11 protein-coding genes are annotated in these 14,576 nt (G+C 34.8%); 7 read left to right on the plus strand and 4 right to left on the minus strand.

Features of this window, described 5'->3' with window-relative positions:
* Window positions 1-47: 47 nt before the first annotated feature.
* Window positions 48-1,922, plus strand: a complete 1,875-nt coding sequence (locus ACNQF9_RS04820; protein WP_417959104.1) for a M1 family metallopeptidase — start codon at window positions 48-50, stop codon at window positions 1,920-1,922.
* A gap of 73 nt (window positions 1,923-1,995) precedes the next feature.
* Here ACNQF9_RS04820 and ACNQF9_RS04825 read toward each other — a convergent pair whose 3' ends face one another.
* Complete coding sequence (locus tag ACNQF9_RS04825; RefSeq protein ID WP_417959105.1) at window positions 1,996-3,201, minus strand: NAD(P)/FAD-dependent oxidoreductase; 1,206 nt, start codon at window positions 3,199-3,201, stop codon at window positions 1,996-1,998.
* Window positions 3,202-3,580: 379 nt separating this feature from the next.
* Between ACNQF9_RS04825 and ACNQF9_RS04830 the strand changes: the two genes are divergently transcribed.
* Both ACNQF9_RS04830 and ACNQF9_RS04835 read left to right on the plus strand, forming a co-directional pair.
* Window positions 3,581-4,918 carry a hypothetical protein gene (locus tag ACNQF9_RS04830; protein WP_417989729.1) on the plus strand — a complete coding sequence of 446 codons (1,338 nt, stop codon included), beginning with the start codon at window positions 3,581-3,583 and terminating at the stop codon, window positions 4,916-4,918.
* Window positions 4,919-4,931: 13 nt separating this feature from the next.
* The gene (locus ACNQF9_RS04835) at window positions 4,932-5,531 is read left to right on the plus strand and encodes a DUF6705 family protein (RefSeq protein WP_417959107.1); all 600 of its coding nucleotides are present in this window, start codon (window positions 4,932-4,934) and stop codon (window positions 5,529-5,531) included.
* A 103-nt stretch (window positions 5,532-5,634) separates the two neighbouring features.
* On the opposite strand, the gene ACNQF9_RS04840 is transcribed toward ACNQF9_RS04835, so the two are convergent.
* Window positions 5,635-6,573 carry an L-threonine 3-dehydrogenase gene (locus ACNQF9_RS04840; RefSeq protein ID WP_417959108.1) on the minus strand — a complete coding sequence of 313 codons (939 nt, stop codon included), beginning with the start codon at window positions 6,571-6,573 and terminating at the stop codon, window positions 5,635-5,637.
* A gap of 359 nt (window positions 6,574-6,932) precedes the next feature.
* On the opposite strand from ACNQF9_RS04840, the gene ACNQF9_RS04845 reads away from it, so the two are divergent.
* Window positions 6,933-7,538: a hypothetical protein gene (locus tag ACNQF9_RS04845; RefSeq protein ID WP_417959109.1), complete on the plus strand. Its 606-nt coding sequence runs from the start codon at window positions 6,933-6,935 to the stop codon at window positions 7,536-7,538.
* Entirely contained in the window at window positions 7,531-10,896 is a 3,366-nt protein-coding gene (gene mfd / locus ACNQF9_RS04850) for a transcription-repair coupling factor (RefSeq protein WP_417959110.1), read from the plus strand. Before ACNQF9_RS04845 ends, mfd begins: the two co-directional genes overlap by 8 nt.
* A gap of 25 nt (window positions 10,897-10,921) precedes the next feature.
* Here the strand turns inward: mfd and ACNQF9_RS04855 are convergent, their stop codons facing one another.
* The gene (locus ACNQF9_RS04855; RefSeq protein ID WP_417959112.1) at window positions 10,922-11,440 is read right to left on the minus strand and encodes a PIN domain-containing protein; all 519 of its coding nucleotides are present in this window, start codon (window positions 11,438-11,440) and stop codon (window positions 10,922-10,924) included.
* Window positions 11,441-11,450: 10 nt separating this feature from the next.
* On the minus strand, window positions 11,451-12,497 hold the full coding sequence (locus tag ACNQF9_RS04860; protein WP_417959113.1) for a helix-turn-helix domain-containing protein: 1,047 nt from the start codon (window positions 12,495-12,497) through the stop codon (window positions 11,451-11,453).
* 226 nt (window positions 12,498-12,723) lie between these two features.
* Here ACNQF9_RS04860 and ACNQF9_RS04865 point away from each other — a divergent pair, with 226 nt between their 5' ends.
* Together ACNQF9_RS04865 and ACNQF9_RS04870 are read left to right on the plus strand one after the other, a co-directional pair.
* Window positions 12,724-13,653 (plus strand): helix-turn-helix domain-containing protein, encoded by a 930-nt coding sequence (locus ACNQF9_RS04865; RefSeq protein ID WP_417959114.1) that lies wholly within the window; start codon window positions 12,724-12,726, stop codon window positions 13,651-13,653.
* A 101-nt stretch (window positions 13,654-13,754) separates the two neighbouring features.
* Window positions 13,755-14,522 carry an SDR family NAD(P)-dependent oxidoreductase gene (locus ACNQF9_RS04870; RefSeq protein ID WP_417959115.1) on the plus strand — a complete coding sequence of 256 codons (768 nt, stop codon included), beginning with the start codon at window positions 13,755-13,757 and terminating at the stop codon, window positions 14,520-14,522.
* Window positions 14,523-14,576: the final 54 nt, after the last annotated feature.

Genomic DNA, 14,576 nt, shown 5'->3' on the forward strand with positions numbered 1-14,576 from the left:
CATCAATGGAAGAGCACTTTGTTCTTCCATTTTTTATTTTATCTAATATGAAAAAACTTCTTTTATTATCTTTTTGTACTTTAAGTTTTGCAAATTTATTTGCTCAAAGCACCTCTTATTGGCAGCAGCATGTTGATTACAAAATGGACGTTACCATGGATGTTAAGACATATGAGTACAAAGGAAAGCAAGAATTGGTTTATACGAATAACTCTTCGGATACGCTAAATAAAGTGTATTATCATTTATACAACAATGCCTTTCAGCCCGGCAGCGAGATGGACGCCAGAATTCAAAGTATAAAAGATCCTGACGCCAGAATGATTAACAAAACCAATACGGGTGTTAATGGCTTGAAAGAAAGCCGAATAAAAAATTTAAAACCTAACGAAACGGGGTATTTAAACATAACTAATTTCAGGCAAGATGGAGTAAGTATTCCGGTAAAAGCAGTAGGAACAATTCTTGAAGTCACTTTGGCTAAGCCAATTTTACCCCATTCAAAAACTACCTTGAAATTAGATTTTGACGGTCAGGTTCCCCTACAAATTCGTCGTTCCGGAAGAAATAATGCTGAAGGGGTAGAACTGTCAATGGCGCAGTGGTATCCCAAAATGGCTGAATTCGATTTTGAAGGTTGGCATGCGGATCCATATATTGCAAGAGAATTTCACGGAGTTTGGGGAAATTTTGATGTAAATATTACCATTGATGCGGCATACGTTTTAGGTGGTACAGGGTATTTGCAAAATAAAAACACAATTGGACACGGATATCAAGATCAAGGAGTTGTGGTGACTCTTCCAAAGGGAACTAAAACGTTAACGTGGCATTTTAATGCGCCAATGGTACATGACTTTACGTGGGCGGCTGATAAAAATTACATCCATGATGTTGTTAAGGGTCCTAACAATGTAGACTTGCATTTCTTGTATAAAAACAATCCACAATACATTGAAAATTGGAAAAAACTACAACCAAAAACGGTACAGTTAATGGCTTTTTATAATAAAACGGTTGGAGATTATCCTTACAAGCAATACTCCGTTATTCAGGGAGGTGATGGCGGAATGGAGTATGCTATGTGTACCTTAATTTTGGGACAAGGCAGTTTTGATGGGCTGCTTGGGGTAACGGCTCACGAAATGGCACATTCTTGGTTTCAACATGTTTTGGCTTCCAATGAATCTAAACACGGATGGATGGATGAAGGGTTCACCTCTTTTCTGGAAGATTTAGGAATGAATGAAATCGCTGATAAAAAGGCAGAAAATCCATTTGCGGGAGCGTATGCGGGGTATTTTTCTATGGTTAATTCAGGAAAAGAATTGCCACAAACCACCCATGCTGATCGTTTTGATGAAAACAGAGTCTACAGTATTACTTCTTATAGTAAAGGAGAATTATTCTTAACGCAATTGATTTATTTGATTGGAAAAGAAAATCTGATGAAAACGTTGAAAAAATATTACAGCGATTTTAAATTCAAGCATCCTACACCGAATGACATCAAAAGATCAGCCGAAAGAATTTCTGGAGCAAATCTGGATTGGTACTTGACGGATTGGACACAAACGACAAGCACGATTGATTACGGCATCAGAGAGCCAAGAGATATCGGAGGTAAAACGATTGTAACATTAGAGCGAATAGGCAGGATGCCAATGCCAATTGATTTGTTAGTAGAATATACTGACGGTACTAAGGAGAGTTTTTACATCCCGTTGCGCATGATGAGCTTCGAAAAAGAAAATCCGAATCCAGCAATAAAACGAACTGTTTTGGGGGATTGGGCTTGGGCTTATCCTACAATGGAATTCATGATTGCGAAGCCAAAAAATACCATCAAGAAAATTACTATTGATCCTAGTGGTTTAATGGCCGATATCAAGAAGGAAAACAATACCTATGAATTAAAGTGATTTTTTTAAAAGCCCTGAAAAGGGCTTTTTTTATGCGTTTCAATGATGTATTTGTATGGAAAAAACAGTGTAGTTACCTTCTGAATTTAAAATATTTCGCTAAGGAGTGATTCCTGTTTTTCAGCATCTCTGAAACCAGTTTCATTCCAATCACTGAGAATGTGATGCCATTTCCACCAAAACCCAAAACAAAATAAGTGCTTGGGAAATTGGGATGCTTGCCAATGTAAGGTAAGCCGTCTTTAGTCTCACCAAAAGTACCAGCCCAGACAAAATCCATCCGGAAATCATAATTTGGTAAAATTTTCTGCAGATATTTTGTCAGCTTACCAGACTTGACGTTGAGTAATGAATCCCTTTTTTTAGCATTGACAAAATCTTCATCTTCGCCACCAATAAGTAGTCTGTTATCATCCGTAGTTCGCATATAGATATATGGTTTTGCTGTATTCCAAAATAGGGTGTTGTGAAGATAGGATTGGTCGTCTTCAAATCGTTCGCCAACAATAGCATAAGTAGAAAGTAATTTCACAAAATTATCTTTAATAATTTCAGTACTTTCAAAACCGTTGCAGTAGATTATTTTTTTTGCGGCAATGGTAGTTCCATATTCAGTTACAACCGTTACGCCATTTTGTTTGTAGGTGACTTTTTTTATGTCGGTCTTATCGAAGATTTTTAGCCCTTTTTCGAGATTGTACGCTAGAATATCATGCGCTAATCTAAACGCATCAATGCTTCCGCCTTGCTCGGATAAGATTCCGCCATGTGTGTTTTTAAGTTGATACTTTTCATCAATTTCATCTGCCTCCAGCCATTTTACGGGTATTCCAATTTTTTTTCGCGCTTCAAATTCTTTTTTTAACCAACCAATATCTTTTTTTACAGCCGCATAATAAAGAGATTCTTTTTTCTTGAATCCACAATCTGATTTTACCTGTTGTACTACTTTCTTTAGATCATCAATTGAGTTATAACACGCCCAATAACAGTCAGCAGCGGCATTTTCGCCAATTAAATCCATAAGCTGGTACAACGGAACATCAATTTCGTATTGTAGCATTGATGTCGTGGCCGACGTGCTTCCGTGACCAATTTCTCGGCGGTCTATCAGCATGGTTTTGTAGCCATCTGCAATGCATTGATGAGCAATAAGGCTGCCAGTAATCCCTCCTCCTACAATAAGTATTTCTGTTTCTAAGTTTTCTCTTAAGGAAGGATAGGAGTTGATGATTCCATTTTTCACCAACCAAAAGGGTTCACTTGATTTAAGTTTCATGGTGCTGAGGTTTTTATCAAATTTAGCAAAAATATCTTTTTACATGATGCTAAAAGAAAAAATATAAAATACAAATAAAAAAATTCGGGTTTCAAAAAATTAGATTTTCATCTTGATTTTTTAAAACCCGAATTCTATATAAATAAAGGCATTGTGCTTTTTCGGTACTCAAATTTTTCAACATATCTTTAGTCATTGTCTTTAGGTCAAATTCATGATTCCAGTCTAGTAATTTTTTGCTGTAAATTTTTTTAAATATCACTAAAAGTGGGTATAGTAAACTGTAAAATATCCCCTATTTTTAGAAAATATAAACTAACCAAAAAAATATGAAAACAAACAAACAAACGAAATAAAGCATAAAGTCCTTGTATTTTTTATGAGTTTTTCCCTTTGTTTTATGCAGTCTTGTAGTACCGAAGATATAGCAATTGAACAACAATCGACTATTGAAACCGTTTCTAAAAACGAGGCAGTTTCTTTCGTTAAAAATCTTTATGATGAACAAAGAACAACAGCTAAAAGTAGTGGTTTGCAAAATGATTTTGACTTTGATAAAATTACCCAAGAGAAAGTAACCAATACCACTGAGTTATTGACAGTCATCCCTATAAAAACAAAAGCACAACAGCAGCACCGTCGTGCTCTTTTTTTGCGGGTAGGAGCGCAAATTGAGTCTATGATTTATAATGAATTTGCTGAAGTTTCATCTACACAAAATTCTTTCGATGGTATTATACTAATGACGCGATTAAATGGCGACTTTATTAGAGCATATCGTTTAAAAAATAATAAGTATGTAGTTGATTTGGTACCAAATAAAAAAAATCAATCAGAACAAAAAGGAATCCAAAATACGAGTAGGACTATTGATGCTGGCGATTTACATGAAGTAATAATAATCAATAGCTATAAAGACCCTAGTACTTTTGTTTCGCTAAATGAGATGGGGAAAGAAGTACCAATAGCGATTAGTTGGAACTCATTGGGTAGTGGCGGTACAACAGGTGATGAGTCTTGGATTAAGAATGAGCAAGAACTGCCAAATCCTTGTCTTGATTTAGGAAATCTAATGAATTATAATCTTAATTCGTCTAACAGTTTAAAATCTGGTATAAACTGGCTCAAAGACAAAGTTAACGCAACCGTAAATAATAAAGAAGCAGGAGTTGAAGTAAAAAAAGTAATGAATCCAGACGAAACTTTTAAATATGAGTTTACCCAAGTTTTGTCTAACGATCAATTTTCAATACCGATGTCAGTAGGGTTTGGTTATGTTGGGGGATTGCATTCTCACCCCTCTGATGGTCATGCTATGTTTTCTTTTCAAGATATTCGCTTTTTGTTAAGCGTGTACGATGAGGCCAGCTCTAGCAGAAAACAAGAAGCTTTTAATGGTTTAGTTTGCAAAGACGCTTTAGGAAATACAAATACCTACATGCTAAAAATAGAAAATATTGAATCACTGCGAACTCAGATTAATTCTGTTTGGAACGACCCCAATTATACCAAATTTCAAAGTGAAGATGAACGTATTAAAAAAATTCACGAAGATCAAGCAAAAATCTATGCCAAAAGCAATGGAAACTTAGAGAAAAGTTTCCTAGAGCAATTTAAAGATTTTGGTATAGTACTTTTAAAAGCTGATGCTACAACCGATAATTTTGATAAACTTACCTTAAATAATTCAACAATAACCCAAACTCCTCGTAACTAATAAATAAACAATCATGAAAACATACATTCACTATTTCGCATTTTTCCTTTTCTTAACTGCTTGTACAGCCCAATCGCCAGTGTACGATATTTCAGAACCTACAAGATGGAAGCCTCAAGGAGCCTATTATAAAGACATCAATGGCGTACTTGATGGTTATGACGGTACATATTTATATACTAGTGGGAGTACCTCTTTGAAATTTGTATTAAAGAAAAAAATAAAATCATATGGATATTATTATACTGACCTTATTGTTGGAGAATTTCAATTCATCAAGGATGGAGTAGAAAAAGGCAATACATTAGCCAATATAAATGTCAATTATACTGATGAAGAGATCAATCATATCATAACAGGAAATACAATTATCATTGGCACTCAGTTGGGCTGTCCTAGTTGTTCACCAACAGAAAAACGTTTACGTCTTAGTTTTGTAGATAATAAATCGCCAAATATTGCTGGTATAGACATACGTAAAACAACGACAAATGGTGTTGCTGCATTACTAGTAAAAATATTTTGGGATGGATTTATAACCCGCAAAGAGGGAGATCTTGCGCCTACTCCTGCCAGTATAAATACCGGCGAATACTTAATGATTAAGCAGTAACAATACTACTGTATGCTATAAACCTAAAAAAAATTGAAAGGTTTAACTTATTTTAAAAAAAGCCACAAAACATCTATTTTGTGGCTTTTTTTGTGGTAACAACCTATCTCAAATGTTCCAGCATATCTGTAGTCATCGTCTCCAAATCAAATTCATGTTTCCATCCCCAGTCCTTTCTGGCTTCAGCATCATCAATACTTGCTGGCCAACTGTCGGCTATTTTTTGACGGAAGTCAGGCTCATAAGTGATGGTAAATTCAGGAATGTGTTTTTTGATTTCGGCAGCAATCTCAGTTGGTGTAAAGCTCATGGCGGCTAAATTATACGAAGAATGAATTTTTATTTGGTCTGCCGGCGCTTGCATAATTTGGATGGTAGCAGCAATGGCATCGTCCATATACATCATTGGCATTTTAGTTTCTGAGGATAAAAAACATTCGTATGTTTTATCCGAAAGCGCTTTGTGATAGATATCTACTGCATAATCCGTAGTGCCGCCACCAGGAGGCGATGACCAGCTGATTAAACCCGGATAACGAATGCTTCTTACATCTACACCAAAGATATTGTGGTAGTATTCGCACCATCTTTCGCCGGCTTGTTTGCTAATTCCGTACACTGTTGATGGCTCCATTATCGTGTATTGTGGCGTATTTTCTTTAGGAGTTGTTGGTCCAAAAACCGCAATACTCGAAGGCCAAAATATTTTTTTTATTTTTCCAGCTTTTGCCAAATTCAAAACATGAAACAATGAATTCATATTCAAGTCCCAAGCAAATGCAGGGTTTTTCTCGGCTGTAGCCGACAATAATGCGGCCATCAAATAGATTTCATCAATTTGGTGGATCTCTACAAGATGTTCAATCTGATTAAAATCTAGCGCATTGACCACTTCAAATGGACCTGAATTAACCACATCAGTATTCAATTTCCGAATATCCGAAGCGATTACATTTTCTGTTCTGTATATTTTTCGTAACTTTTGGGTAAGCTCCGTTCCAATTTGTCCGCAAGCGCCTATGATCAATATTTTTGTATTCATTTTTGTCTATTTAAAAAACAAAGATAACGTTTTCGTAAATACCATAATTTTAATAAAAATGATTATAAATATCATAAAATAGTGATTAAAACGAAGTTAAATTTCTTAATTATTGTTTTTTTAAATATAAAATAGGCCTCTGTAATATTAAATTATTATTCTATTTGGCGAAAGGTATTAAAGGTTTAATTTACCAGGTCAAATTTAATTGCACATTTGTGTCAGCTTTAAACAACGTATACCCTTTGAATAGCTTACTTTTTGCCTTAGCTGTTGCGCAATAGATACGGTTGATATTCTTAAGAGGTAATTCGGTATTGTGAATTTACTTCGTAACTTTGTCCTTTAATGAAATTAAAATGAAATACAATATAGCGGTTTTCTTTTCTCTTATTTTTGTTTTGCTTTCCTGTAAAAACGACAATGAAAAACGCATTGCCGAAAATAAGAAAGAGAGACAAAAAAGAGAAGTCATATTAACAAATATTCAGAAAGGTTGGGTTTTTTACGATACGCCAGTAACGGAGTCGTCAGAAAAAAGTATCGCCACTTGGAACGAATGGCGAATTTTCTTAGCTGAATTAGCTCAGAAACCCAAAAAAAATATCAGGGCTTTCCAGCAAAAATCAAAAGCTTTATCTAAAAAAGTAATGGTTTTAAATGATAATGTTCCTTTTGAATATAATAAGCCACCAATAAAAAGTAGAATTTCGACATTAATCACTAAGGTGCGATTGTTGAATTTATTCATTAATCTGGATAATATCCCTGATAAAAAAGTGATACTACTGGTTTCAGAAATCAATTTAGAACTGGTTTCCTTACAAAGACAAATGGATAAGATCACAGAAAAAAATAAAATTCCAGTTGAAGAAGGAGAATCTGAATTAAGAAGAATGATGGACACCGCAAGAGCCATTCCTAATACACCGATCATAGATCCAAATATACCACGCGTTGAGTAAAACAGCCTTATACAATACCTACGATAATTCTGCCAAAACCAAGCAAATTGTTGCTCGCTTATTAGAAAATAATCAAGTAAAAATACATTTTTCTGGATTGTTGGGTTCCGCACTTTCATTTGTAATTCGATCGGTTTTTAAGAAATCCGAACTTCCTTTTTTGATTGTTTTAAACAATAAAGAAGAAGCAGCGTATTATTTGAATGACCTCGAACAGCTGGTTGGTGAACAGGATGTTTTGTTTTATCCTGGTTCTTACCGCCGTCCCTACCAAATTGAAGAAACGGATAATGCGAACGTTTTGCTTCGTGCCGAAGTCCTGAACAGAATTAATTCCCGTAAAAAACCGGCCATTATTGTCACCTATCCCGAAGCATTATTCGAAAAAGTGGTGACTCGAAAAGAATTGGATAAAAACACGTTGAAAGTATCGGTTGGTGACAAAATCTCTATTGATTTTATCAACGAAGTATTGTTCGAATATGAATTTAAAAGAGTTGATTTCATTACAGAGCCCGGAGAATTTTCGGTTCGTGGTGGAATTGTTGATGTGTTTTCTTTTTCGAATGATAATCCGTACCGAATTGAGTTTTTTGGAGACGAAGTGGAGAGTATTCGCAGTTTTGATGTTGCGACCCAATTATCGATTGCACAACAGAAAAAAATTACAATAATTCCAAATGTGGAGAACAAAGTTTTTCAGGAAAATAGAGAAAGTTTCTTAGATTATATCTCAGAGAAAACAGTAATTTTTATCCAAAACACCGAAGATTTTTTATCTCAATTAGACAAACAATTTGGCAAAGCCGAAGAAGCTTTCGCAAAATTATCGCAGGAAATAAAACGAGCTACACCTGAAGAATTGTTCCTGAATCAAGCAGGGTTTATAAAAAGAGCGTTGGATTTCTCGATTGTAGAATTGAGTTCGAAACCTATTTTTAGAACTACCAAAAAAATCGAATTTCACATTCAACCTCAACCGTCTTTCAATAAACAATTTGATTTGTTGTTGAATAATCTGAATGAAAATCATTTCAATGGGTACAAAAACTATTTGTTTTGTTCGAATGATGCCCAAGCCAAACGATTTCATGATATTTTTGAAACCTTGGATGAAGCCAATTCGGAGAATATCCGCAAGCAATATCATACCGTTGTTTTGCCGTTATACCAAGGATTCATTGATGAAGAAAACCAAATCACTTGTTATACCGACCATCAAATTTTTGAACGCTATCATAAATTCAGCATCAAAAATGGCTATTCTAAAAAACAGAATATTACCTTAAAAGAGTTGACAACCTTATCCGTAGGGGATTATGTGACACACATCGATCACGGGATTGGGCGTTTTGGAGGGTTACAAAAAATACAAGTTGAAGGCAAAACACAAGAAGCCATCAAGCTCGTGTATGCCGATAATGACATTGTGTATGTGAGTATTCATTCGCTACACAAAATTTCAAAATACAACGGAAAAGACGGAACGCCACCCAAAATTTATAAATTGGGTTCGAACGCCTGGAAGATTCTAAAACAAAAAACCAAGGCCCGCGTCAAACACATTGCATTCAATTTGATCCAATTGTATGCCAAAAGAAGACTCGAAAAAGGATTCCAGTTTGCGCCGGACAGTTATTTGCAAAACGAACTGGAAAGCTCGTTTATTTACGAAGATACGCCGGACCAAACCAAATCAACGGCCGAAGTAAAAGCGGATATGGAAAGCGACCGCCCAATGGATCGCTTGGTTTGTGGTGATGTGGGTTTTGGTAAAACCGAAGTCGCTATTCGTGCGGCTTTCAAAGCAGTGGATAACAGCAAACAAGTTGCAATTCTGGTTCCTACAACTATTTTGGCATACCAGCATTATAGAACTTTTACGGAACGATTGAAAGACATGCCGGTTTCTGTGGGGTATTTAAACCGTTTTAGAACGGCCAAACAAAAAGCGGAAACACTAAAATTATTGGCCGAAGGAAAACTGGATATTGTAATCGGGACACACCAACTAGTAAACAAAAATGTAGTTTTCAAAGACTTGGGATTGTTGATTGTGGATGAGGAGCAAAAATTTGGTGTCAACGTAAAAGACAAACTCAAAACCATTGCAGCCAATGTGGATACGCTAACATTGACCGCAACACCTATACCGAGAACGTTGCAGTTTTCATTGATGGCAGCGCGCGATTTATCCGTAATTACAACACCGCCACCAAACAGATATCCTATTGAAACGAATGTAGTTGGTTTTAGTGAAGAGTTGATTCGAGATGCGATTTCGTATGAAATTCAGCGCAACGGTCAGGTTTTCTTTATCAATAACAGAATAGAAAACATCAAAGAAGTGGCCGGAATGATTCAGCGTTTGGTGCCCAATGCCAAAGTAGGAATTGGTCACGGCCAAATGGAAGGACGAAAACTGGAAGAATTGATGTTGGCTTTCATGAACGGAGAATTTGATGTTTTGGTGGCGACCACCATTATCGAAAGCGGTTTGGACGTTCCCAATGCGAATACGATTTTTATCAATAATGCGAATAATTTTGGATTATCTGATTTGCATCAAATGCGCGGTCGGGTAGGGCGTAGCAACAAGAAAGCGTTTTGCTATTTTATCTGTCCGCCGTATTCCGCCATGACCGATGATGCGAGGAAAAGAATCCAGGCTTTGGAACAATTCAGCGAATTGGGAAGTGGATTTAACATTGCCATGAAAGATTTGGAGATTCGTGGTGCCGGAGATTTATTGGGAGGCGAGCAAAGTGGTTTTATCAACGAGATTGGTTTTGATACCTATCAAAAAATCATGAATGAAGCCATCGACGAATTGAAAGAAAACGAATTTAAGGATTTGTATCCGGAGGAAAATAATTTGGAGACCAAAGAATACGTCAAAGACTTGCAAATCGACACCGACTTTGAGTTGTTGTTTTCGGATGAATACATCAATAATGTTTCGGAGCGATTGAGTTTGTACAATGAATTGGGTACTGTGAAAAACGAAGAAGAACTGATTGTTTTCCAGAATAAATTGATTGACCGTTTTGGTCCTTTGCCACCACGAGCTAATGCGTTAATGAATAGTATTCGTATCAAGTGGATTGCTACCCGTATTGGAATCGAGAAACTGGTGATGAAACAAGGTAAGATGATTGGGTATTTTATTTCAGATCAACAATCGGATTATTACCAGTCAAAGCGTTTTCAGGAGGTTTTGCAGTTTGTGCAAAAACACAGTTCTATTTGTAAAATGAAAGAAAAACAAACGCCAGCTGGTTTGCGATTATTGTTAACCTTTGACAATGTGAAGAATACTAGGACTGCTTTGGAATTGATGGAGATGTTAGGGAAGTGAATGAAAAATGTTTGGGTTAAGTTATTTAGTTAGAAATGTTTTTGTGCGAAGACCAACTAGTAATTCGCTCATTTTTTGAATTAGAGGGCAATCTTGGATTTATTTCATACAGCTGCTCTAATTTTTCAATTGCATAATCAAAAGAAATTAAATTATTGAGGAGTAATTGGTCAAAAACATATAAAATTCCTTTTACCAAAATTCCATTTGCGGTTGCTTGTTTTCTTAATCTTCCATCCCCAGAAAGTAAAATACCATCAAGTTTATGAGCATAATGCCAAACGGAACAATCTTCAAAACTTAAGCCGGAGCTATTGTCTAAAATGGTAACAATACTTATAAAATCTTCTTCTTTTTCCGTTATTATTAATTCAATTTTTCCAGAGTTGATAAATTCTTCAATTATGATTTTTTGGTCTTCATTGAGTTCTTCAAAGACAAAATCAGTTGTTTTTAACTCTATTTCTAATTGAATAAATTCATTCATCAAGTTTAAAAGAACTAAATCAATTAAAATATTGGCATCGTTTATTATTACTCTCATCTATTGAATTTTATAACAATGAATTTTCAATTAATAAGTTTATATCTTGATTTAACAAGGATGATGCCTTGCTAATCGAGATTATTTCTTGGGACAAAGCCCTGTAAACCAATTGTTCAAATCTGTTTGATTTTTCTGGAGTTTGAAATCGTGATAAATTCACTTCTCTTTTCAAGCTTGGATTAAAATTAATTTTTTTATAAAAATCAGTTTTTCTGTTTTCAGTAAAAGTTCCCGCATCTACTAACCTAAAAATAATAGCAGGAATGCTTATTCCGTATTTTTTTTGGACTTCAATAAATTCATTCAAAGAAATTAAATCTCGTTTTACACCAAACTCTTTTAGTACCAATTTTTTAGGAAAAAGAAATTCAGAAGCAAATTTATTGCAATAATTTTCCTCCTCTTTTAAGTTACATTCAGGTAGGTTAAGAAGTAAATGACCTAATTCGTGTAATAGAGTAAAACGTTTTCTTTCAACTGGAAAATTACCATTAACAACAATAACTGGAAATTTATTATTTACAAAAGTTGCTAAACCGTCGAAGCTTTCTTCTACATCAAATAATTCAACGACTTTTATTTCGTTGTCTTCCAAAAGTTGGATGATATTGTGTATTGGATCAAGTCCAATTTCCCATTCATTTCGTAATGATAAAACTATTTTCTCAATATCTTCAATAGAATTAACTTTCTCATTACCTATCGAATTTTTAAAGGAATAGTCAATTTGCAACAAATCTTCAACCTCAAGATAATTCTCAAGATTTAATTTTATTAATTGCTCTAACGATTCTTGTTTTTTATTGGAAAAGGAGCTTTTCTTTCTGAAATTTAAAATACCTAACTCAATTTTGCTTGGTTTAAAAAAATAATCAACTTTTACTTTTAAAGATTTTCCTAATTTTAAAATGTTTGGGCTGGTTGGAATAGATTCTCCTTTTTCATATTTACTAATCATTTGTTTAGAAACACCAATCATATCGGCTAGTTCCTGTTGAGAAATACCCTTCAGTGCTCTAGCATTTTTAATTTTTTGTGCGATTATTTCTTTCATAACGATTTTAATTTGGTTGACAAATGTATTATAAATATACATAAATGTCAACTAATTGCCAAATGTAAAAGGTTATTGTATATTTTTATAGGCTTTTACTTAATTTTAAATTCATTCCTTCGATCCAGTCATTTCATTAATCAGATAGAAAAACGTAAAAAATTATTTTTTTAATGGCAAGCTTTGTAAACAATCTCTATATTTGATTTTTACAAATTTATTCTCGATGAAACTAAAATCAATTGACCAGTTCTACCAGGAAATCTCTGGAGACTCCGGTACAGAACCGAGTACATTATTGCCCAATGGAATCCAAAAAGAAATTGGTCATTTCAATGTTTTCAACATCAAAGAATTGTACGAAAGACTAAAGGATAAGTCTTTTATGCCTTATGACCGGAGAGCGTATTATAAGATAAGCTTGATCCGAGGAAAAAATAGAGCGGAATATGCGGATAAAGTAATTGAGATTGAAAAGAATGCTCTTTTATTTGCTACGCCAAAAATCCCCTATCATTATGTGCCTCAGGACACGAAGCAGTCCGGAAATTTTTGTGTTTTTACCAGCGAATTTCTAACTAAAGATAAAAGCGGAATTGAGCTTGACGAACTCCCAATTTTTAAATCAGACGGTTATCCTGTTTTTGAGCTTTCTGATGAGGACGCCGAAGAAATTGATTTGATATTCAAAAAGATACATAAAGAAATTAACTCTGATTATGTGTATAAATACGATTTGATTCGGAATTATGTGGCGGAGTTAATACACTTTGGACAGAAACTACAACCTGTAACAGCCTTATATTCTAAACACAATTCGGCAGCTAGGGTTTCGTCTTTATTTGCGGAGTTACTCGAAAGACAATTCCCCATTGAGTCGCCTCGACAACGATTGGAATTGAAATCTGCCAAAGATTTTGCCACTCGATTGTCTATTCATGTTAATCATTTGAATAAAGTTTTAAAAGAGAATACAGGTAAAACTACCACCGAGTTAATCAGTAATCGATTGACCAAAGAAGCTAAAATTCTTTTAAAAGAAACCGATTGGAATATTTCGGAAATTGCGTATTCACTTGGTTTCGAAGAATTGGCTCATTTTTCTAATTTTTTCAAAAAGCAAACAACTTTGACACCTCTCTCTTTTCGGATGTGAAGAGATTGATTTGAATTTTGCAAACTCTGGATTGATATTTACAATTGACAAGCTTTGCCTCTAAATTAATTTTGTGGTATTAATTAAAAACTATAATAAACATGGAAATCAAGAACAATAAAATCGCATTAGTTACCGGAGGAAGCCGAGGTTTAGGAAAAGATATGGCTTTAAAACTCGCCCAAAAAGGGCTTGACGTAATAGTATCCTACAACAGTAAACAAGCAGAAGCAGAAGCCGTAGTAAAAGAAATTGAAAAGTTGGGGCAAAAAGCTGTAGCCCTTCAATTAAATGTCGCTGATGTGGCTAGTTTTGATTTGTTTTTTCAAAATGTTGTAACCGCTATGAAAGGTACTTTTGGTACTGATAAATTCGACTTTTTAATTAATAATGCGGGTGTTAGTCTTCATGAAAGTTTTGCAACAACTACTACAGCTCAATTTGATGATTTGGTAAACATTCAATTCAAAGGGCCTTTTTTCTTGACTCAAAAAGCATTAAAAATAATGAATGATGGTGGTGGGGTTGTAAATATTTCATCAGGATTGACCCGTTTTTCATTTCCAGGATACTCAACTTATGCGAGTATGAAGGGAGCAATGGAAACATTGACTAAATACCAAGCGAAAGAATTGGGCGAAAGAAAAATTAGAGTCAATATAATAGCGCCAGGTGCTATTGAAACAGACTTTGGTGGCGGTGCGGTTCGTGATAATCAGCAGCTAAATCAATATATTACTTCGTTGACAGCTTTAGGAAGAGTAGGTCTGCCAGAAGATATAGGTAGTGTAGTGGCCTTTTTGTGTACTGAGGATTCAAGATGGGTGAATGGACAACGTATAGAAGTTTCAGGCGGAATGAATTTGTAATTAAATTTTCCTAAATAAAAAGGGCTTAGTTTATTGAAAACTAGGCCCTTTTTA

Source organism: Flavobacterium amylolyticum (genome assembly GCF_048284335.1).
Lineage (GTDB): Bacteria > Bacteroidota > Bacteroidia > Flavobacteriales > Flavobacteriaceae > Flavobacterium.